This is a genomic window from Mesorhizobium album, from assembly GCF_033977205.1.
GTDB classification, from domain to species: Bacteria; Pseudomonadota; Alphaproteobacteria; order Rhizobiales; family Rhizobiaceae; genus Mesorhizobium; species Mesorhizobium album.
Genome location: NZ_JAVIIW010000016.1, coordinates 113,875 through 135,031, shown reverse-complemented (window position 1 = coordinate 135,031; position 21,157 = coordinate 113,875). Strand labels below are relative to the sequence as shown.

Annotated in this window: 18 protein-coding genes and 1 pseudogene; 8 read left to right on the top strand and 11 right to left on the bottom strand. The window is 62.5% G+C overall.

All coding sequences use genetic code 11. The features are described 5' to 3' along the window. Nucleotides 1-357: 357 nt before the first annotated feature. The 3 genes from RFN28_RS15665 to RFN28_RS15655 are packed head-to-tail and all read right to left on the bottom strand — an operon-like array spanning nucleotide 358 to nucleotide 4,076. Nucleotides 358-1,413: a GlxA family transcriptional regulator gene (locus tag RFN28_RS15665; RefSeq protein ID WP_320288223.1), complete on the bottom strand. Its 1,056-nt coding sequence runs from the start codon at nucleotides 1,411-1,413 to the stop codon at nucleotides 358-360. Then, a complete protein-coding gene (locus RFN28_RS15660) occupies nucleotides 1,410-2,516 on the bottom strand; it encodes a mandelate racemase/muconate lactonizing enzyme family protein (RefSeq protein WP_320288222.1) in 1,107 nt (368 codons plus the stop codon). Before RFN28_RS15660 ends, RFN28_RS15665 begins: the two co-directional genes overlap by 4 nt. 6 nt (nucleotides 2,517-2,522) lie before the next feature. Next, entirely contained in the window at nucleotides 2,523-4,076 is a 1,554-nt protein-coding gene (locus RFN28_RS15655) for a trimethylamine methyltransferase family protein (RefSeq protein ID WP_320288221.1), read from the bottom strand. A gap of 157 nt (nucleotides 4,077-4,233) precedes the next feature. Between RFN28_RS15655 and RFN28_RS15650 the strand changes: the two genes are divergently transcribed. Continuing rightward, a complete protein-coding gene (locus tag RFN28_RS15650; protein ID WP_320288220.1) occupies nucleotides 4,234-5,148 on the top strand; it encodes a LysR substrate-binding domain-containing protein in 915 nt (304 codons plus the stop codon). Here RFN28_RS15650 and RFN28_RS15645 read toward each other — a convergent pair whose 3' ends face one another. The 4 genes from RFN28_RS15645 to RFN28_RS15630 form a co-directional block, all read right to left on the bottom strand. Beyond that, nucleotides 5,149-6,471: an NAD(P)/FAD-dependent oxidoreductase gene (locus RFN28_RS15645; protein ID WP_320288219.1), complete on the bottom strand. Its 1,323-nt coding sequence runs from the start codon at nucleotides 6,469-6,471 to the stop codon at nucleotides 5,149-5,151. A gap of 10 nt (nucleotides 6,472-6,481) precedes the next feature. Next, complete coding sequence (locus RFN28_RS15640) at nucleotides 6,482-8,008, bottom strand: aldehyde dehydrogenase (RefSeq protein ID WP_320288218.1); 1,527 nt, start codon at nucleotides 8,006-8,008, stop codon at nucleotides 6,482-6,484. After that, nucleotides 7,986-8,930, bottom strand: coding sequence for a dihydrodipicolinate synthase family protein (locus tag RFN28_RS15635; protein WP_320288217.1), 945 nt, complete (start codon nucleotides 8,928-8,930; stop codon nucleotides 7,986-7,988). The genes RFN28_RS15640 and RFN28_RS15635 overlap by 23 nt, the downstream gene beginning before the upstream one ends. Nucleotides 8,931-9,550: 620 nt before the next feature. Next, nucleotides 9,551-11,017 (bottom strand): MFS transporter, encoded by a 1,467-nt coding sequence (locus RFN28_RS15630; protein ID WP_320288216.1) that lies wholly within the window; start codon nucleotides 11,015-11,017, stop codon nucleotides 9,551-9,553. An 89-nt stretch (nucleotides 11,018-11,106) separates the two neighbouring features. Between RFN28_RS15630 and RFN28_RS15625 the strand changes: the two genes are divergently transcribed. The 3 genes from RFN28_RS15625 (at nucleotide 11,107) to RFN28_RS15615 (ending at nucleotide 13,567) form a co-directional block, all read left to right on the top strand. Further along, complete coding sequence (locus tag RFN28_RS15625; RefSeq protein WP_320288215.1) at nucleotides 11,107-11,634, top strand: MarR family winged helix-turn-helix transcriptional regulator; 528 nt, start codon at nucleotides 11,107-11,109, stop codon at nucleotides 11,632-11,634. 208 nt (nucleotides 11,635-11,842) lie between these two features. Beyond that, nucleotides 11,843-12,778 carry an ABC transporter substrate-binding protein gene (locus RFN28_RS15620; protein WP_320288214.1) on the top strand — a complete coding sequence of 312 codons (936 nt, stop codon included), beginning with the start codon at nucleotides 11,843-11,845 and terminating at the stop codon, nucleotides 12,776-12,778. A 153-nt stretch (nucleotides 12,779-12,931) separates the two neighbouring features. Further along, a complete protein-coding gene (locus tag RFN28_RS15615) occupies nucleotides 12,932-13,567 on the top strand; it encodes a TetR/AcrR family transcriptional regulator (protein ID WP_320288213.1) in 636 nt (211 codons plus the stop codon). 65 nt (nucleotides 13,568-13,632) lie between these two features. On the opposite strand, the gene RFN28_RS15610 is transcribed toward RFN28_RS15615, so the two are convergent. From RFN28_RS15610 to RFN28_RS15600, 3 genes are all read right to left on the bottom strand, one after another. Further along, nucleotides 13,633-14,304, bottom strand: coding sequence for a 4-carboxy-4-hydroxy-2-oxoadipate aldolase/oxaloacetate decarboxylase (locus RFN28_RS15610; protein ID WP_320288212.1), 672 nt, complete (start codon nucleotides 14,302-14,304; stop codon nucleotides 13,633-13,635). A 42-nt stretch (nucleotides 14,305-14,346) separates the two neighbouring features. Beyond that, nucleotides 14,347-15,369, bottom strand: a complete 1,023-nt coding sequence (locus RFN28_RS15605; RefSeq protein WP_320288211.1) for an amidohydrolase family protein — start codon at nucleotides 15,367-15,369, stop codon at nucleotides 14,347-14,349. 79 nt (nucleotides 15,370-15,448) lie between these two features. Beyond that, nucleotides 15,449-16,546 carry an alcohol dehydrogenase catalytic domain-containing protein gene (locus tag RFN28_RS15600; protein ID WP_320288227.1) on the bottom strand — a complete coding sequence of 366 codons (1,098 nt, stop codon included), beginning with the start codon at nucleotides 16,544-16,546 and terminating at the stop codon, nucleotides 15,449-15,451. Nucleotides 16,547-16,781: 235 nt separating this feature from the next. On the opposite strand from RFN28_RS15600, the gene RFN28_RS15595 reads away from it, so the two are divergent. Both RFN28_RS15595 and RFN28_RS15590 read left to right on the top strand, forming a co-directional pair. Beyond that, nucleotides 16,782-17,135, top strand: coding sequence for a DoxX family protein (locus tag RFN28_RS15595; RefSeq protein ID WP_320288210.1), 354 nt, complete (start codon nucleotides 16,782-16,784; stop codon nucleotides 17,133-17,135). Between the two features lie 38 nt (nucleotides 17,136-17,173). Beyond that, complete coding sequence (locus RFN28_RS15590) at nucleotides 17,174-17,713, top strand: cupin domain-containing protein (RefSeq protein ID WP_320288209.1); 540 nt, start codon at nucleotides 17,174-17,176, stop codon at nucleotides 17,711-17,713. Between the two features lie 57 nt (nucleotides 17,714-17,770). On the opposite strand, the gene RFN28_RS15585 is transcribed toward RFN28_RS15590, so the two are convergent. After that, nucleotides 17,771-18,670, bottom strand: coding sequence for a LysR family transcriptional regulator (locus RFN28_RS15585; protein WP_320288208.1), 900 nt, complete (start codon nucleotides 18,668-18,670; stop codon nucleotides 17,771-17,773). A gap of 106 nt (nucleotides 18,671-18,776) precedes the next feature. Here RFN28_RS15585 and RFN28_RS15580 point away from each other — a divergent pair, with 106 nt between their 5' ends. Then, nucleotides 18,777-20,156 carry an aminomethyl transferase family protein gene (locus tag RFN28_RS15580; protein WP_320288207.1) on the top strand — a complete coding sequence of 460 codons (1,380 nt, stop codon included), beginning with the start codon at nucleotides 18,777-18,779 and terminating at the stop codon, nucleotides 20,154-20,156. Nucleotides 20,157-20,308: 152 nt separating this feature from the next. After that, a pseudogene (gene purU, locus RFN28_RS15575) lies at nucleotides 20,309-21,156 on the top strand (formyltetrahydrofolate deformylase). Nucleotide 21,157: the final 1 nt, after the last annotated feature.

The window sequence follows — 21,157 nt, the reverse complement described above, 5'->3', positions numbered from 1 at the left end:
AAGCGCGGTCGATGCACCGAAGGCGCTGGCGAGAGCCAGGAATTCGCGCCGGTCCATGCGGCCTTCGCGCGCTTCTTGTGCCATCGCCTCGATGGCGGCGGGGACACGATCGCCATTACTTTTGAAAACTGTCATTTCTTCCTCCCACAGTTGTTGCCGTTCTTGGCTTCCGGCTCCCCCACTCCAGCTCGGAGCAAGCCGGCTTCTCGGAAAGCGGTAGCACAGCTTTTGAGATTAGGTGTCACGCAAAAAAGTAGACTGACAGATGAGTCTATTTCAGCTCAGCGGCGCTCCCGCAGTGACTGGTGCTCCTTGTTCCTGGGCGGGCCCGATCGCAGGAAAGCAAGCCGTTTGAAATCAGCCCAGTCCCGGTCCGACCCATGTCGGCACCATCGCGCGGCATTGCTGTGGTGACGTACCGTTGAAGACGCGAAAGCACTTCGCAAAGTGTGAAGCCGACATGAACCCGCAGGCGATAGCGATGTCGATGATGGGCATGCGCGTGCCTTCGAGCAGGCGCTTGGCATGGTCGACCCTAATTCGCAGGTAATGCCGCACCGGCGGCAGGCCGATATGCATTGCGAAGAGTCGTTCCAGCTGGCGCCGCGACACTCCGGCCCGTTGCGCAACTTCGTCCATCGCCAGCGGGAATTCCACATTTTCTTCCATGATGCGCATTGCCATCAGAAGCTTGTCGCTGACGCCGGCGAAGGCGAGGCCAGAGGGCCCGGTCTGGCGGTTCGATCCCGAGCGCTGGCCTTCGACGGTCGCGTGGCGGCAGACCTCCTGGGCGATGAAGCCGCCGGCATGGCCGCCGATCAGGTCGACCGCGAGGTCGAATGCCGCCAGTTCGCCGGCGCAAGTCGAATATTGCCCATCCTTGACGAAGAGGGAGTCGCGTATGCGCGGCTGATTGAACACTTCGGAAAAAGCAGCGAGCCGCGACCAGTGGATCGTGCAGCGCGTGCCTGCAAGAAGGCCCGTCTGCGCAAGCAGCCATGTCGCTGTTCCGACCGCGGCGATCGGAACGCCGCGGCGTGCCATCGTGCGCAGAAATCCGTTGAGCTGCGGCGTCAGTTGCCGCTCTATCGGCTCGCCCGCCACGATGGCGAGCTGGTCCGGCCGGCGATCCTCCGCGCTGGAAACCAGTTCGTCCACCCCAACATCGGCAGCGACCGAAAGGCCGTTCGCACCTTCGATTGGCCGGACGCCGAGCCTTGCGATCCGCCAGCGGAACAGCGGCAGCCTCGCCACCGAGTTGGCGATGCGGAACGGTTCGATATAGGCGTGGAGCGCCAGATGCGAGAATCCCGGCAGCACCAGAACCACGAGGTCAAACGGCCGATCGGCCATCGCCGAAATTTCCGGCGTGGCCAGCGACTTCATGGCGCTGATGTTGGCGGGCGCGTTCATCCGTAGGTGACCAACGGCTTGCCGAACATGCCGGGCTCCGGCTTCACGCCAAGGCCTGGCCGTTGCGGCACGGCGATGTGGCCCTTTTCGATGACGACCGGATTCTTCGCGTCGAAATGCCCCTCGATGTATTCCTGCGCGATCCAGGCGCCTTCCATGCGGCGCGGCTCCACGGTCGCGGCCAGATGCACGCAGGCCGCCGCGATGATGTCGCCGCCCCAGGCGTCGTCGCAGCTGTGCGGCAGCGAGCGGATGGCGCACAGGTCGCGCACGGTCGTCATCTTGGTGAGGCCGCCGAGGCGGGTGACCTTGAAGCCGAAGCCGTCGGCGATGCCCAGCGAGATAGCCCTCAGCACCGCGTTCTGGTCCTCGGTGTTCTCGTCGAGATAGACAGGGTGCGTCACGCGGCCCTTCAGCGTCGCGACCTCGTCCATGGTGTTGCAGGGCTGCTCGAAGACGAAGGTGATTGCCTGGCAGAGCCGGTCGAGATGGATCGCGGCGGCGACGGTCAGACCCCTATTGCCGTCCACGGCAATCCGCGCCTTGTAGCCGACCGCCTCCCAGACCTTGTGAATGACGGCCACATCCTCTTCCAGGTTGCGCCCGCCGATTTTCACCTGCAGGCGCGGATAGCCTGCTTTGACCTTGTCGGCGGCAATCCTCGCCGTCTCCTCCGGCGCGCCGACGATCAGCGAATAGTAGGCCGGAACGCGGTCCGTAAGCGCGCCGCCCAACAGCGTCGAGACCGGCACGCCGAGCTTCTGGCCAAGCAGGTCGAGGAACGCCATGTCGAACGCGGCCTTGGCGTAACCGTGGCCGTTCAGGCGATCGTCCATTTGTTTCGCTAGCAACCTGATCGAGGCGATCTCCGCGCCGATGAGCCCCGGCGCGATTTCGGCGATCGCGGCGCGGGCGCCCAGCGCGTGATGCGGCTGGTAGACCGGGCCGACCGGGCAGGTCTCGCCCCAGCCGGTCAAACCGTCGTCGGTGACGATCTCGACAAGCGTGCTGTCCAGCGCCTCCACGTCGGCGCTGGCCATGCGGTAGACGCCGCCTTTGACAGGCAATTGCGCGCTATAGACGTTGATCCGGTCGATGCGCATGCTGGCTCAGTATTCCTCGTTAAGCGCATCGACCGCAGGGATCTCGCGCGAGCGCCGCTCGATATAGGCGCGCAACTCCTCGTCTTTCGCAATGTCGAGCGTGGGCTCTTCATACTCGGCCAGAAGCCGTCGGGCATGCTCCAGCGCCCGCTGCTTTATGTCCTTGGAGCCATCCGCATACCACTGCTCGATCGAATTGTTGTCGAACAGCTTCGGGATGAAGAAGGCCCGTTCGAAATTCGCTTGCGTATGCGGATGGCCGAGATAGTGACCGCCCGGCCCGACGTCGCGCACTGCGGCCAGGGCCTCGTCGAAATCGTCCCACTGGATGCCTTGCGTCATGCGATAGCCCATGGCGCAGACCTCGGCATCAACGACGAACTTCGCGATGGAGCAGTGCATGCCGGCTTCGTTCCAGCCTGCCGAATGCCAGATGTAGTTGGCGCCCGACATCAGCACGGCCATCATCGTCATCGCGCTCTCATAGCCGGCCTGCGCGTCGAAGACCTTGGCGCCGCCGAGCAGGTTCGACGTGCGCCAGGGAACGTTGTAGCGGCGCGCCATCTGGCCGATCATGAAGTTCATCAGCGAGATTTCCGGCGTTCCCGCCATCGGCGCGCCCGACTGCATCGAAACGGTCGAGAGATAGTGCCCGTAGATCGCCGGACAGCCCTTGCGTATCACCTGCGTGTAGGCGAGCGCAGAGAGCGCCTCGGCATTGAGCTGCGCGACAGCCGCCGCGGTGGAGGCCGGCGTGTTGGCGCCGCCGAGGACGAAGGGCGAGCACAACACCGGCTGGTTGCGACGGCAGAAGGCGCGCATGGCGCCCAGCATCACCTGGTCCCAGACCAGCGGCGAGTTGCCGTTGCAGTTGCCAGTCGTGACCGCATGGCTCTCGAGGAAGCCTTCGCCGAACAGGATCTCGCACATGTCGAGCACATCCTCGGCATTCTTGGGCGAGGTTGTCATGCCCATGAAGATCTTGTCGGAATGCTTCATCGACGAATAGGTGATGTGCAGGTGCCGGTGCGCAACGACAATGTCCATCGGCTCGACGATGTGGTGCGCCGATGAATGCAGCGCCGGCATCATATGCGCGAGCTTGTGGAAGGTGCCGAGGTCCGCGATTGTCGGGCCACGCCTGACATCGTCGAGGTCGCGCATATAGGGCGCGCCGGTCATCGGCACGAAGATCGATTTCGGCCCGCCGAGCTCGACATTCTTCGCCGGATCGCGCGCGAAATATTCGATCCTGGAAGGAATGGTCTTGATGAGCTCCATGACCAGACCGCGGTCGAGATGGACGCGGTCGTCCGCGCGCACGTCGGCGCCGACCCTCTTCCAATCCTCGATCGCAATCGGGTCGCGAAACACCACGCCCACGTCTTCAAGGATCGCGAGAGACGCTTCATGGATGCGCTCGACCTGCTCGGCATCCATCGGCTCCACGACTGGCAGGCCGCGCTTCAGCGTCGGCAGCATGTCGATCTTCGGCGCGGTGCGGATCGTCCGCCGCGCCTCCCGCCCTCCTCTACGAGAAACTTGCTGTTGAGCAGTCATGCCGGCCTCCGGGGATGAAATGGGCGCGCAGGCGAATTCTTCGCCGTGCCGACGAACTATTGCCGAAACCGTGGCGAATGCCCTAATGCAAAAGTCTCATGCCGCAGTTGAGTAAAGAGCACTTGGTTAGCCGAATCCGTACTGGTTGGGGTGCCATATGGTCCGACGCTACTACGATCTTCCGTCGCTGACAGCGCTGGCGGTGTTCGAGGCCTCAGCGCGGCATTTGTCTTTCAAACTGGCCGCCTCGGAGTTGAACGTCACTCCGGGAGCAGTGAGCCGACAGATCAAAGCGATCGAAGATGAGCTCGGGGTGCCCCTGTTCGTCAGGCTTGGTACGGGTGTCGTCCTGACAAGCGCGGGAGAGGACCTCTACGGAGTCCTGGCTGGCAGTTTCTCCCGGGTGTCGGACGTCGTCAGAACAGTCAAACGGGGTGACCGCTCCAAGAATGTCACGATCGCGTGCACCGATGCATTTGCTTCGATGTGGCTAATCCCACGGATGCCGGAATTCTGGGATCGACATGGCGACGTCACGGTGGACCATCTCATCTCCGACAATTCACGCGACTTTAGACGAGCGGAAGTAGAGCTGCGAGTGCGCTATGGCTTCGGCTCGTGGCCTGACGAGCGAGCCGAGCTACTTTTCGACGAGGTCATTTATCCCGTCTGTGGTGCGGAATTTGCGCGCGAGCATCGTGATGCCACAGCGGAATCCCTTGCCGAACTCCCCTTGTTGCATGTCGACTGGGTCGATCCAGACTGGGCAGACTGGGACGAAGTGTTGGGGAGGGCCGGTCTCACTCACGGACCATTGCGCGGGAGACGCTTCGGGAAATTCTTTGTGGCCCTGCAAGCGGCACAGGCCAACCAAGGGATCGCCGTAGGATGGCATCGGCTGGTACGTCCACTTGTCGAGGAGAAAAAGCTGGTGAAGATTACCGATCTCGAGCTCGAGGCGCCAGGTGGCTACTATCTCACCTGGTATGACAACCGCACTTTGTCACCTGCCGCCGAAATTCTTCGCGAGTGGCTGAGGGAAGTCTGCGCCAAGGAGCGCGATACAAACTGATTAGAGCTCGCGCCCTGCCCGCCTTTGCATCGCCCAAAGCCGTAGAGGAGCTCCGATCGCCATCACGGGCCGTGGGTAAAGCTTCGACGGAGAAGGTTCGTCCAATGCATCTGAAAGCATCGAACTATCGGCGCCCGCAGCCAAATCAGCGGCCAGCATCCCATACAAAGTGCCCTGTACCGTTCCCAACCCGTTGCAGCAGCCGGCGACGAACACCCTCTCTTCGACTTCGCCGAACGCGGGAGCGGAATTGAGGGAGAGACAGAGATGCCCTCCCCAGCGAAACTCCATCGGTACTTCGCCCAGCATCGGGAAGCGCGCCCGGAACGATCGATCATGCGCCGCGCCGATCTGAGCGATCTGCTTCTCGCTGGTCGACATGTCCGGATTGTAGGTGAAGGTGTTGCGAACGACGATGCGGTCGCCGATGCGTCGGATGGTCGATCCCATCGGGTCGGCCGGGATCAGGCCCCAATTCGGTTCACCACCCAGGGCGGCCTGCTCGCTCTTGGAGAGCGGTCTTGTCATGCTGGCATAGGTGAAGACATGCAGCAGGCGTTTGTTGAAGAAGCCGAAGCTTTCGAGGTGACCGTTGACCGTCAGGATCAGCCGTGGCGCGGCGATATCGCCCTCGGCCGTTTTGACCGTGTGCAGTTTGCCGGTCTGCAGCGAGATGACCGCTGACTTCTCGAATATCTGCATGCGGCTCGACAGACCTTCGGCGACGCCACGGATGAAGCCGGCCGGCTGCGCCATCACCGTCCCCGGCGTAAATGTGCCGCCGACGAAGAAGTCGGTTCCGGTGATTGTCTTCAGCTGCTGCCCGTCGAGGCGCTCGAACGGCTCGTCGAGGCCGGTCAGGTGGTTTTCGAATTCGCGCAAGACGGCAAGACCGTGATCAGTCGCGGCGCCATGGAACTTGCCGGCGCGAACGAAGAAACGCTGCAATCCATACTCGTCCGCCGCTGCGGCAGAGAATTCGATTGCGGCGCGGTTCATACGGATGCGCTTGCGGTCGTGATCCTGGCTTCCGCCATAGTTCTCGCCGCCAAGCTCATGCGGCAGGTCGATCATGAAGCCCGAGTTCCGTCCGGCCGCGCCCCAGCCGACACGCTGCGCATCGATAACGACGATGCGGTCGCCAGGCACCAGCTGGGAAAGCCGGCGCGCGGCGGCCAGGCCGGAGAATCCGGCGCCGACGATCACCCAGTCCGCCGTGTGCCTGCCGCGCAGGACCTCAGGCGCCTTTGGAGGCGGCAGGAGCCCGTACCAGCCGGACATGTTGATGTCGGCAGGCGTCCTTACGGCCTGATGCATGCTCATGGCTTTCGGCTTAGTCGACGGCGCGCGAGACCCTGGGATCGGAAATATCCGCCCAGATGGTCTTGAGCTCGGTGTACTGGTCGTGGGCGTGAAGCGACTTGTCCCGCCCGCCGAAGCCCGAAAGCTTGAAGCCGCCGAACGGGGTCGAGATGTCGCCTTCGCCGTAGCAGTTGATGGTCACCGTGCCGGCGCGGATGTCGCGCGCGATGCGATGCGCCTTGCCGAGATTGGCGGTGAAGATCGAGGCCGCGAGCCCGTATTGCGTGTCGTTGGCGACGCGGACCGCCTCGTCGGCGCTCGCCACCTTGATGACCGACAGCACCGGCCCAAAAATCTCCTCGCGCGCGATCGTCATTTGCGGCGTGACATCGTCGAACACGGTCGGCTCGATGAAATAGCCCTTGCCGTGCTTGTGGGCATTGCCTCCCGTCACGACCTTGGCGCCTTCAGACCGCCCCTTCTTGATGTAGCCCATGATGCGGTCGAACTGTTCCTTCGACACGATCGCGCCCAGTCGGTTGCCCGGGTCCAGCGGCTCGCCCAGAGGCCATTCCCTGAGTTTGTGGAGAACCGTTTCGACCAGGCGGTCCTTGATCTTCTCGTGCACGATCAGGCGGGAATTCGACGAGCAATTCTCGCCCATGTTCCAGAACACCGCCTGGGTGACATGCTGCGCGACGACATCGAGGTTCTCGGCGTCGTCGAGCACGATGCAGGGGTTCTTCCCGCCGCATTCGAGTACGATGCGCTTGAGGTTGGACCTGGCGGAATACTCCAGGAATTTGCGGCCGACATCGGTGGAGCCGGTGAAGGCGACCATGTCGATATCCGCATGCAGGCCAAGCGCCTTGCCGGTGGTCTCGCCAGGACCGGTGACGACCTGAAGGACACCCGGCGGCAACCCGGCCTCATGCGTCAGTTCGGCAATCCGCAACGTCGACATGTTGGTCTGCTCGGCCGGCTTGACGATGACGGAGTTGCCGGTGGCAAGCGCCGGCCCGATCTTCCAGGCCAGCATCAGGATCGGGAAGTTCCAGGGCAGAACGCAAGCGACCACGCCGAGCGGCTGGCGCACGATCAGCGACACGACGTCGTCGCCCGACGGCGAGGTCTGGCCGTAGAGCTTGTCAGTAGCTTCCGCGTGCCATTCGAGACAATGCAGCGCCTCGGGGATGTCGATGGTTGAGACGTCATAGATGGGCTTGCCGCTTTCGAGTGTCTCGAGCACGGCCAGCTCATGGATGTTTCGCTCCATCAGCTTGACCAAGCGCCGCAGCACGCGCTTGCGCTCGCTCGGATGGGCCCGCGACCACGCCCCCGATTCAAACGCCAGCCGCGCCTTCTCGACGGCAAGATCGACGTCGGCCTCGCCGCAGGAGGCGATCCTGGCGATAACCTGCCCCGTTGCGGGATTGATGGTCTCGAAAGTGTCGCCTGACTGCGCCGCCCGCGCCTTGCCGTCGATCACCGCGTTGGTCGGCAGCGGCAGGCTGTCCGCCAGGTTCTGGTACTCATCACGCGTTAATAGCGATGACATTCTCGGAAGCCCTCTTCTGGGATTTTGCGGTGATGGCGGCGATGACGGTTTTAAGGGTGCGGATCGTCGTCTCGAGCTCCCGCTTCTGCTCCTCGTCGAGCGCCCGCATCGGCCGGCGCACCGGCCCCGCCGGCAATCCGGCCAGCTCGCAGCCGAATTTGATGCTCTGCACGAACTTGCCGCCCTGCTCGAGAACACGCATCAAGGGCAGCAGCGCCGACATGATCTGCCGGCCCTTGCTGAAATCCTTCTCGACGACGCAGGCTTCGTAAAGCGCGATATGCTCCGCCGGCAGGCAGTTGCCGGCGCCGCAAACCCAGCCCTTCGCGCCCCACGCGAAGAATTCGAGCGCCTGATCGTCCATGCCGCAGAACAGGTCGATATGCGGATAGTCGCGCGCCAGGGCGTGCAGCTGGTTCATGCTGCCGCTGGATTCCTTGATGGCGCAGAAATTGGTGCTGCGGCCGACCCGGTCGAGGAACTCGAGGTCCATCATCGTGCCGGTGCGGCCGGGATAGTTGTAGAGCATCGCCGGCAGGTTGGCGGCCTTGTCGATCGCCAGCGCATGGTTGGCGAGCTCGAGCTGCGTCGGCACCGCATAGTACGGCGCGCCGATCAGGATGCCATCATACTTCAGGTCCTTGGCGATCAACGCGTATTCGATGCAGTCTTCGGTGCGGATGGCGCCGACGCCGGCGATCAGCGGCACCTTGCCCTTCACCACGGTCTTGGCAAGCTTCAGCAGGCCGACGCGTTCATCGCGCGATTGGGCGTAATACTCGCCCGTGGTGCCGCCGACGATGACGCCGTGCACGCCTGACGCGACCAGATGCTCGACCATCACGCAGAAGCCGTCGCGGTCGATCGATCCATCTTGATGAAAGGGTGTGGTGACGGGCGGAATAATGCCTTTGAACGACATCGGCCTGGCTCCAATTTGGCTTCAGGCTCGTTCTTATATGCAAGCTTTGCGCACCCGGCAGTCGAAATAAAATCACGCGACAGGCTACTTTTTTGCGCATCCTGTCTCGGACTGCCGCAATTTGGCTGCTTGCGCTCAAACAGCGCTGCGTCGAAACGCCTAGGCTTCACTGAGATGATGGGGATCGAGCAGCAGGCAACGCCCCCTTGGCCCGAATTATCTGTCGCTGTCCGGAATTAAGTCAGAACGTTGAAGCCGTGCGCACGTGCCCACACTGAGATGCTGACGTGGGCCACAGCGCGCAAGCGGCAAGGTCACGCTCGCCAGGTTCCACCTGCCTGTTTCTTGGCCGCGATCGCGCGCACGAAGCCGATATTGTCGCCACGCGATCCGGGCAACCTCGGCGGTCACCTCGCCTCAGCTGAGGAATTCAACCGCACGGCCGCGTGCTCGCGCGGACCGCACGGCGCTGTGCCTCATAGATGAAGGCTTGCGCGCGACGGCGGCTGAGTTCAGGCATTCTCACCGACTGGCATCGCCCCGACGGAACCCGCCGACGCCTGCAAGGCAGATCGTACCGCTTGAGCTCTTAGCATCAACCCGGTGAGTTCGGCGGGAGGTCACATCTCCACCGGCTGTGCATGCACCCGGTGGTTGGTGAACCGAGGCAGCAGCCCGGTGCTCAGCACCAGAGCCACAATGATCAGAAGTTGGCTGGCGATCACGGTTGCGAAGGCTTGCGCGATGCCCGTTGGTTCCAGCGCCAGATAGAGCGTGCCGAGCGTCGCGACGCCGAGCGCCAGACCTGACTGTTGCAGCGTGATCAGCACGCCGCTGCCGACGCCGGCAAGATGGGTGGGAACATCGGCGAGTACAGCGCGAAACAGGCCTGAAAACAGCATCGACTGGCCGGCGCCGATCAGCACCAGAGGCGGCGCCAGCTCCACCAGGCCGACCCTAGGCCAGCCGGTCAGGGTGATGGCGATCAGCAGCGCCAGCCCGAGCGCCTGCACGATGCCGCCCGCCGCCAGCGCACCGCGGCCGAAGCGCCCGATCACGCGCGGGCTGACCGCCGAGCCCATGAAGAACATGATCGCCATCGGCAGAATGGCAAGGCCGCTTTGCAGCGCGTTGGCGTTGAGCCCGTTTTGGACTGTGAGCGCGAAGACGAACATGAAGGCGCCGAAGCCGGCGCTGAACAGGGTAATCATGGCAAGCCCCCGCGCCATCGAGGGCAGGCTGAGAAGCGAGGGCGGCAGAAGCGGCACCACGCCCCGCGCTTCCGTGGCCTTCTCGACCACAGCGGTGAGCATGGCGAGCATCACGGCGGCGGCCAGCATCGCCTTGGTCCATGCCGGCCAGCCGAGGGAATGGCCTTCGGTCAGCGGCACCAGCAGGGCCGTCAGCGTCGCCGCGAACAGCATCGTGCCGGGCAGGTCGATGCCGGCCGGATGCGGCGATCGGTTGGCCGGCACGACCAGCCGCGAAGCGAAGAAGACGATGACGCCGAGCGGGATGTTGATGAGGAAGATCGGCCGCCAGGAGGTGCCGAACAGGTCGGCGCTGACCAGCAGCCCGCCGGCGAGTTGGCCGACAATCGCGGCAATGCCCGACGTTGCACCGTAAAGCGCGATTGCCCTCGTCTTGCGCTCGCCCGGCAAGGTTGCCTGGAAGGTCGCCAGCACCTGCGGGACCAGCATCGCTGCGGTCGCGCCCTGCAGCAGCCGGGCGGCGATCAGCATATTGATGCTCGGCGCCAAGCCACAGGCGAGCGAGGCGAGGATGAAGCCGGCGAGCCCGGCCAGGAACAGCCTGTGGCGGCCGAAACGGTCGCCGAGGCGGCCGCCCAGCACCAGCATCGCCGCGTAGGCTACGCCATAGACCGACACCACCAGCTCGAGCGCAGAGGGCGTCGCCTTGAGCGAGGCCTGGATCGTCGGCAGCGCCACGTTGACGATGAAGAAATCGGCGATCGGCAGGAAGGCGCCAGCTAGAAGCACATGCACGCCGAGGTCGTGCAGCCCGCCGGCGCGGGCCATCGACCGGGCGGAATGCCGGGCAGGACCGGCGGATGTCGGATGTGTCACAGGAGTCTCCACATGTTTATTGGCAGATAGTTATGTTTATATAATCATAATGGATATATACATATTGCTGGAAGCTTGTAAACTCCCCGATGATGACCGACGACGACGACGATTCCTCCACCCGCAAGTCTCCGTCCACGGCGGTCCGCTGGGCCGACTTGGCCGACCTCATCCTGATCATTGCCCGCGAGATCCAGTTCCGGGGCTACAGCGACGAGCGAGCGGTGCAACTGTCGCAGTCGGAAGGCATGGTGATGCGCCACCTCGTCCAGCATGCCGCGGCCACGCCGAGCCAGATCGCGGCCGCAACCGGCCTGCAACGCACCAATGTCTCGCCGGTGCTGCGTGATCTTGAAAAGAAGGGGCTGATCGAGCGGCACGTCGATCCGCAAGACCGCCGCGGTGTAAGCGTCCACCGCACGCTGCGCGGCACCGAAAACTATGCCTTGGTGCGCAAGGAATGGGGCGCCGCCGTCTCCGCCGCCGCCGGGGGCGACACCACCAATCTCGACGATGCAGTCGCCCTTCTCAAGGCTATTGAAACCGGCCTCACCTCAACGCGGCCAAAAGGCGGCGATGGTCCGGTGCGAGGTCCCGCCCGACAGCAACACATCTAGCTCCAGGGTCTTGCGCCACGTGCGCCGTTCCCCGAGATGACCAAGCCCGTCCAATCTCAGCCGGCATCATTACTGGATTGAACAACGGCTGTTTGCCGAGGCCGCGCCCCCTGACGAGCACATCCGCCAACACATCAGTTGACATACCATCTTGAATTCAAATACTACTGGTATTTAAGATAGACTGCTGAATTCGTCTGGAGCACCTATGGCAATTGATACGACGGCCAGCGCTTTCACACCTATCGCGCTTCGCCTCGCAGGCGGAGCACAGGGATTTAACTGGCTGCCGGTCTTCGTTGCGGACGAGTTGGGGTTATTCGCTAAGCACGGCATTGCAATCGAGTACAAGCGCCTCGGCAGCGTCGACAAGGCAACGAGCGCGGTTCTCGAGGGGGACGCCGACCTTGCGATCACGCCGCCAGAAGGAGCAGTCGCGAACTTCGTAAAAGGTGGAGAACTGCGGATTGTGGCGGCGAACGCGGTGCGGCTGCCGATGTCTATCGTGGCCCGGCCTGAAATCGCATCCCTGGCCGACCTTAAAGGAAAGAGGATAGGCACGTCCTCGCTCACCGAGGGTACCGCGATCTATACGCAGATTGTGCTGGCTTCTCAGGGGCTGCGCTACCCGGGCGACTACGAGTTCGTGCTTGCAGGCATCCACACCAAACGCTGGGAGGCGCTGGAAGCCGGTGAAATCGACTGCGCTCCTCAGCCCGCGCCATGGAACTTCCTGGCCGAGGACCGAGGGTACAAGCTGATCGGCGAGGTCAACGCGTTCATCCCCGAAATCGTCTTCACCGCAATCATCGGCCGATCGTCATGGCTGCGGGCCAATCGAGACATGGTCATCCGCTTCGTCAAAGCTCTTATAGAGGCCCATGCCATCACCGATGACCCTATGAGGCAGGATGTGACGCTGCCGATCTTCCAACGCATCACCACGCCGGAAAGCCCGACGCTGGCCAATCGTGGCCTGGAATACATGCGTGATATGGGCATGTGGCCTGACAGGCTGGCGGTGCCTGAAAAAGCGTTGCGCACGACGATCGATCTGATGATCCGCGCGAAATTGCTTGATGAGGCCCGCTGCGGCGAGGCGATGAAGGTCTTCGACGATTCCTATCTCGATGCCGCCGCATGACGGTCGGCTGAACCAATTGTCCCCTCGTGCCAGAGGAAATCCGGAACGATGGCCGCCTGACTGCCCACCTTCCGCTTGCCCCTAGAGATCGAGCCCTCTAAATACTCAGATACGCTAGGTATCCTGATACGTTCATTGGATGGATTTCGAAAAATGGCACGATTGACCCGCGAACAGAGCCAAGCCTTGACGCGCGAAAAGCTGCTGGCGTCGGCTAGTGAAATGGTAGCCCGCGACGGCTATTCCGGCGCATCAATCGAGCGTATTGCAGAAGAGGCTGGCTTCTCAAAGGGCGCCTTCTACTCCAACTTCACGAACAAGGAAGACATCTTCCTGCAGCTGCTGGAGCGCAACGCGGGCGGGGACGTGGTCGAACTGACCGAAAGGCTTCGCGGCATTGACGAGCCGAACGACGTCATTGAGTCTCTTTGCGAATGGGCCAACCAGCGCGCCAAGGACAAGCGCTGGGGAACCTTGGCCATCGACCTGCTGCGCATCGCGCGCCGCGACAACACGCTGGAGGATCGGCACCTGCGCCTGTTTAGAGACCAGTGGGAAGGGCTAGGCAGGCTCTTGTCGGAGAAGCTGTTTCCGTATGGGGATGCGGAACCTCGGCCACTCTATGTCGGCGGCATTGTCCTCGAACTTATCTATGGCGGCATGTCGAGCTTTATGGACGACAGGGCACCCGGCGAGATGGTTCGGGTCGCGCTGACCTCAATGCACGAAGCTCATCTCTATAGACATAAGAACGGAAAGTCCGCACGGAAGCGGGCTGCCGTTTCCTGACAGCAAACCACGCCACGCCAACTGCGTTGGAAGGTCGACCAATTTCGCTTCGGGGAGCCGGTTGCCTATTCGTAGACAAGCCCCTTCAACCGCAGCCGTTCGCGCATTGAGTTGACATCGAGGCTAAGCTTGCCGGCGCAATAGAGCCGACGTTTGTCTTCCTCGGCCGCCTCCCGCTCTCGCGCGACTTTCGCAACCGACTCGGCATTTGCACGGGCTATCACGCAGACGCCGTCATCATCGGCGACGATCACGTCGCCGGGGCAGATTCGAACGCCGGCGCAGACGATGGGAACCTGGCAATCGCAAAGCGTTTCCTTCACCGTTCCCTGAGCAAAAATGGCTTTCGACCAGACCGGAAACTTCATTGCTCGCAAGGTCGCCACATCGCGAACGCCGGCATCGATGACGAGGCCTCGGATGCCGAGCGCCATCGCCGATTCAGCCAGAAGGTCGCCAAAAAAACCGTCTTCGCACGGCGAGGTGGGAGCGACGACGAGCACGTCGCCCGGCCGCGCCTGCTCCAACGCCACGTGGATGGTCCAGTTATCGCCAGGCGCGACCTCGCAGGTTAGCGCGTTGCCACCGATCTTGGCGCCTTCGTAGATGGGGCGCAGCCGCGGGGCTAGCAGTCCTTTGCGGCCCTGGGCCTCATGAACGGTGGCCACGCCCAGCGCGCCCAGCGCGTCGCACAGTTCGAGTGGCGTACGTTCGGTGTTCGTCACGACTCTTGCCATAAATATCTCCAGGGATTGGCGGCTTCGCTCAACATATCCTGCCTAGCGGCCCTGTCGCTTGAGCCTCGTGTCGAGCCGCGGGTAAACCTTGCGCGCGTTGCCTTCGAACACCGCCGCGCGGCCGGCCTCGTCGAGGCCCAGGGCATCGATATAGCGGCGCGTGTCGTCGAAGTTGAAGCCGGTCAGCGGGTCCACAGCCTTGACCGCGCCCAGCAGTTCCGAGCCGAAGAGGATGTTGTGCGGGCCGATCACGCGAAACAGCGTCTCGATCCCGGCCTGGTGATAGACGCAGGTGTCGAAATAGACGTTGCGCATCAGATGCGCGGCGAGATCCGGCTTTTCCATCATGATTGCCAGCCCGCGATAACGGCCCCAGTGATAGGGTGCCGCGCCGCCGCCGTGTGGAATGATCAGCTTGAGATCGGGAAAGTCGCGAAACAGGTTTCCCTGGATCAACTGCATGAACACCGCGGTATCGGCGTTGATGTAGTGCGCACCGGTGGTGTGCAGGCAGGCCGAGCACGCGCCCGAGACGTGGATCATGGCCGGCACCTGGAGTTCGATCATCCTCTCGAAGAGGGGATACCAGTAGCGGTCATAGATTGGCGGCGCGGACCAGAAGCCGCCGGACGGATCCGGGTTGAGGTTGCAGCCGACGAAGCCGAGCTCGACCACACAGCGATCGAGTTCGGCGAGCACGGGCGCCAGGTCACCGCTCATCGACTGCGGCAGTTGACAGACCCCGGCAAAATTCAACGGGAACATGTCCACGATGCGCGCGATGAGATCATTGGAGACACGCGACCATTCGGCATTGAAAGCCGCGCTGCCGACGTGATGACCCATGCCGGATGCCCGCGGCGACAGGATTGTCAGGTCGGAGCCGCGCTCCCGCTGAAGGCGAAGCTGGTTGTGTTCGATCGTCTCCCGAAGCGTCTCATCGGTTATGTCGGGATAGGTCGGACTTGCGTGGCGCTTGCCCTCGGCAAACTCCACCTGTGCCTTGCGGTAGACATGATGGGCCGGAGGCTCGGTAGTGTAGTGGCCGTGGCAGTCGATTATCATGGCATTCTCCAACCCGCTGGCGTCCGAATATGCCCGCATCAGCCCTGCCGGAGCAGGAACCAACGCGACCTGGCTGAGCTCAGGGTTCCAGCACGTAGTTGGTGAAGCCGCCGTCGCCTGAGGCTACGCCGTTGATCGCCTCGTTGATCTGGTCCAGCGGATAGGTCCGGGCTTCCAGCACCGAAAGGTCCACTGCTCCTGACCGGACCAGCTCCGCTATCTCCATGCCCTCTGCTGTGCTGAGCCAGGCCGAGCCGGTGAGCACCATTGAGTTGTCCATCCACCATTTGGTGTTGAACAGCATGTCGGCGCCCGTGCCGCCGATGTTGACGATGCTGCCGCCGCGCTTGACCCCCATCATCGCGTCCTTCATCGCGTTGACGTCAGCCACGGCGCCGAGGCTGTCGAGCATGAAATCCGCGCCGGCGTGGTTTTTGGAGCGGACCCACTCCGCGACCTTGCCATCCAGGTTGGAAAAGGTCTCGATCCGGCTCGGCGCCAGCCGCCTCAGCTTCTCCAGCAGCGGCTTACCGCGCGCGACCGCGTAAATCGTGGAGATCCCCATGGCGAGCGCGAACAGGGTGGCGCCGACACCCAGCGTTCCGGTCGCGCCGTTGATGATCAGCGACTTGCCTGCAAGGTTGCCCAGCTTCTTGAGCGCCGAATAGGACGTGCCGAGGTAGCCCATGCGGGCGGCCTGCGGAAACGTCATGTTGTCGGGTATCTTGACGATGGCGCTCTGGGGCGCGCTCATGAATTGAGCGAAGCCGCCTCCGGGATAGCGCTTGTAGATTTCCAGGCTTTTGCGATTGAAGCCGAAGTATCCGGCGAAGGTGAAGTAGTCGCACTTCATCTGGTTGCCGCTGGCACAGGCGTGGCAGGCGCCGCATGAACGCAGCGGATTGACGTAGACGCGGTCCCCGGGTTTCAGGGCAACGACCTGCTCTCCGACCTCATGCACGATGCCGGCGGGATCAAGCCCGAAAGTCGCGGGCTTTGGCGGCAGCGGCTGGTGCGGGTACCAATTCTCCCAGTTGTTCAGCACGTTGGCGAGGTTCGGCACCATGCCACAGGCTTTGACCTCGACCACGACATCGGTCCCCGACGCTCGCGGCTTGGCGACCTCCTCGATTCGCATTGGTTCATTCACCGCATGCAGCCGTGCGGCCCGCATCATCACTGTCACGATCTTCCTCCTCAAATCCCGCCAACCGGATCGAGTTGACATTCCGTTTGGACTGTGGATACCGTATAGTATCTGAAATGGGTGACGCAAGACCCGATTTGTGGTGCAGCCACCAGTAATCGCTGCTTACCGATGGAGTTGCGCGGAACAGGCGCAGCTTCTCGTTTGAGCACGACACCTGACAAGGGACAGCAGCCGCGATGCTGCCTGGGAGAGAGGACATACAATGCCGTTCGAGCTGCAGCCGCACGATTACTTGAGAATCCTGTGCGGAATCTGGTTCCTTCCTCATCTGATCGGGAAGATTAGGAACTTCGACAAGGCTCCGGGCACGTTTGAGAAAGCCGGCCTGAAACCTGGCGAGGCCTTCCTTGTCCTGACGATCGTCTTGGAGCTGCTGGCCGCCGTCGGAATGGCCTTCAACATCTATCCGAGAGTGGCGACCGGCTGCGCGATCGTCGTGTTGCTCGGAGCATCCTACGCATTGGTGAAGATCAACGGCCTCAAGTGGCGCTGGCAGCAGATGGGGCCGGAGTTCCCGCTTTTCTGGGCGCTCGCTTGTCTCATCTCGGCGCTGTGACTTTCGAGCTTGCGGCCATTCCACCTGGGAGGTTTGACATGAAGGTTCGGCGCGTCGTCACCGGCAGGAACACGACCGGCAAATCCGTGGTCGTCAGCGACGGCCCCTCCCCGCGGGAAATGGTCCTGCGACACACACCAGGTTTCGTGTCGTCGCCACAGTGGAAAATCGAGGGGACGCCGGGGCTGGGCAATATTGACAATCGAGATCCCATGCACACCACCGGCACCATGATCATGCCGGCAGGCGGATCGTCGTTCTGGATCATTACCTTCCCTCCGGACAGCGTCTTCATGTCGCCGGAATGGAACCCTGTGGTGGCCGGACCCGAACTCACCGAGGCATCACCAGGCATTGCTGAGCGCATGGAACCGGACAGTCCGGGTATGCACCAGACGCCGACGGTCGACTACGTCACCGTTATCAAGGGCAGGCTGGTCCTCGAACTCGACGACGGCAATACCGTCGAGCTGAATGCCGGCGACACGGTGGTCCAGCATGGCACTCGTCACGCTTGGCGCAATCCAGGCGACCAGCCGGCGACAATTTCGGTGGTTTTGCTCGGCGCCAAGGTCTGAGGCGGCAGCCAGCACGCCAGCGAGACCACACCCGCCCCGGCCGGGCTTCATGGCCGCTCAGATCGTTGCAGCCACCTCGGCGAGGAGCTGGCGCGTCCAGGCATGCAGGCCCGAGTAATGCGAGCGCTCGGTCCAATACATGTCGATCTGGATCAGCACCTCGAGGGGAAAGGGCTTCAACGTCAACTTGTCTGAAAGCCGCCGCGCCAAGCGATGGGGAATGGTCGCCACCAGTTCCGTCCCCCGGATCAACGCTTCAAGATTGTCGTGACTTGGCACGATCACGCTCGGTGTGATCCTGACGTCGATTGCCCGAAGCGCTGCGAAGTACAACGCTTCCCACTGGCCATTATGCGTCACGGCGATATGCCGCGTTTGCCTGTAGCGATCCATCGTCAGGTCGCCGGCCGCAAGAGGATGGCTGGAATCCATGATGCACGCGTAGCGATCGGTAAAGAGTTTGCGCCGGTAGTAGACATCCCCGAAAATCGCCACCGGGCCGAGCACGATATCGCAGATGTTCTCCTTCAGCTGCTGCTTGCCGTGCACCGCGGATTCAAAAATGTTGACAGTGATCTGGGGTGCCTGCTGCTGGACCTGCCGGACGAAGGCCGGCATCAGGAACATGCGTTCATGATGATTGCACGAGATCGTCACGCTGCCCGTCGACGTACTTGGATCGAAGCCTTGCAGGGATGAAAGCGCCTGCATGCGCTCCAAAACTTCGCGAGCTTCCTGGGCTAGCTGACAGCACTTGTCGGTCGACAGAATCGAGTTGCCTTGCCGAACGAACATCGGGTCGTTGAAGGCCTTTCGCAGGCGCTTGATCGAATAGCTGATCGTCGATTGATTGACGCCGAGGCGCTCCGACGCCTCCGAAAACGATTGGCAGTCGTGAACCATGATCAATGCCTGCAAGGCATTCAGATCGATCTGCGCAAGCTCCTCTGACAACATGCCGACCGCCTCTATGCAAAATTTCGATCACCTGTATCGAACCTATTGGGTTGTTAGATGCGCGGCTAGGGGCTAGCCCGATAGGAGCTGCACAGGAGGAAAATAGATGGCCGCTAATCTCGAACAGAAGATCGCTGACGCTGGAAGCCCGCAAACCATGCTCTGGGAGTCACAGAGCCCGCCGATCGTCAGCACGCCGGTGACGCCGGAATTCACCAACTGGCGCGACGAACAGCTCGCGTGGCGCAGCAACGCGGTGCTCTATGACCAGTCGCATCATCTCGCCGACCTGAACATCAGGGGCAAGGACGCGCTGAAGCTCATCCGCGACACGGCGATCAACAGTGTCGAGTACTTTCCCGTCGATGCTGCCAAGCAGTACGTCGCCGTCAACGAGGAAGGCCAGCTCATCGGCGACAACATCCTGTTTCGCTATGAAGAGGACGAATTCCAGGCGGTAGGCATTCCGCCGACGATCAACTGGCTCCAGTATCATGCCGAGACCGGCGGCTACGACGTCGAGCTGGTGCGGGACAACCCGTCCTATGCCCGCAAGGGAAATCCCCTTTGGTATCGCTATGAGATCCAGGGACCTGGAGCGTTCAACGTGATCCGGGAGCTCATCGGCGGCGAGCCGCCGGATGTAAAGTTCTTCCATGGCACCCGCTTCACGATCGCCGGCAAGATGGTCCGCGCGCTGCGCCACGGCATGGCCGGCGAGCCCGGCTTCGAGTTTGTCGGACCCTGGGTTGATCATGAGATCGTTCGCGCCGCGCTGCTAGCGGCCGGCAAAAAGCACGACATGATTCAGGTCGGCGGCCGGGCTTACCTGACGAACTCGCTCGAGTCCGGATGGCTGCCGCGCCCGCTCCCCGCATTCTACGCGGGCAAGAGCACGGAAGGCTTCCGCAAATGGCTACCGGCGGACGAGATCGACGCCAATGTGTCGCTCGGCGGAAGCTTCTTTTCCGAAAACATCGAGGATTACTGTTTCTCGCCTTACGACGTCGGCTACGGAAAGATCGTCAAATTCGATCATGACTTTGTTGGACGCACGGCGCTGGAAGCCCAGGTAGCGGCGGGCCAGACCACGGCCAACCGCAAGGTGACGCTGCAATGGAATGGCGATGACGTCGCCAAGGCCTGGGCCTCGATGTACCAGCCAGGTGTCGGGGCGAAGTTCATCAATCTCCCGATCGCCCACTACGCGACCTATCACTACGATCGCGTCGAGGCGCCGGACGGAAGCTTCCGTGGGCGTTCGCTTCATACCGGCTACTCGGCCAACTACCGCTCGATGCTCTCGATTGCGGTCGTAGATGCGACGGTGGCCGAGCCGGGCACCGAACTGGTGGTGGTGTGGGGCGAGCCCAAGCCATCCTCCAAGGTGCAGGTCGAGAACCACGTGCAATTCAAGATCCGCGCCACCGTCCATCCGGCGCCGATCGACGCGCACGCACGCACCAGCTATCGCAAGAACGCCTGAGCCGCACGCCTGAACAGAGGGCGGCCGCATGGCCGCCCCTCCCCTTCACAGCCGTTCGCAGCCGAGACTGGCGGGACCGCCCGCCGGTGTCGCGCTGCCACGCGTAAGCAACCGCCTTGCCATTCGCTCGGCCGTCGAACCCGGAGACGGGTATGAACAAGTCCTATCTGCTTACCCTGCAATGCAAGAACCGGCCTGGCATCGTCGCCGGCGTTGCTACCCGTTTGGCCGCGCATGGCGGCAACATTACCTCGGCCCAGCAATTCGACGACCCCGAGACGGCCCGGTTCTTCATGAGGGTGGCGTTCGACTTGCCGTCGCCCCTCGACGATCTCGCCGGCCGCTTTTCCGAAGAGGTCAAGCGCTTCGGACTGCAATGGACGTTGCGACCTCAGAGCCTGCCACGCAAGGTTCTGCTGCTTGTCTCGAAGTTCGACCATTGCTTGGTCGACCTGCTTTACCGCCAACGGCTGGGCGAGTTGCCCATGCAGGTTGTCGGCATCGTCTCCAACCATCCGCGAGAGGCTCTCAGCCTCGCTTCCGACGACGCCATTCCCTTCCACCACTTCCCGATCAGCCATGAGACCAAGGCCGCCCAGGAAGCGAAGATCAAGCGCGTGATCGAGGATAGCGGCGCCGAACTCATCGTGCTGGCCCGCTACATGCAGATCCTGTCTGACGACTTCTCGGCCTATCTGTCCGGCCGCTGCATCAACATCCACCATTCCTTCCTGCCGGGGTTCAAGGGCGCCAAGCCCTATCATCAGGCGCACGAGCGCGGCGTGAAGATGATTGGAGCAACGGCGCACTACGTCACCGAAGACTTGGACGAGGGCCCGATCATCGCCCAGGACGTCGAGCATGTGACCCATGCCGACACGCCCGACGACCTTGTTCGCAAGGGCCGGGACATCGAACGCCGCGTATTGGCCCGCGCGGTCACCTTCCACTTCAGGACCGGGTCTTGCTGAATGGACGCAAGACCGTCGTCTTCGCCTAAC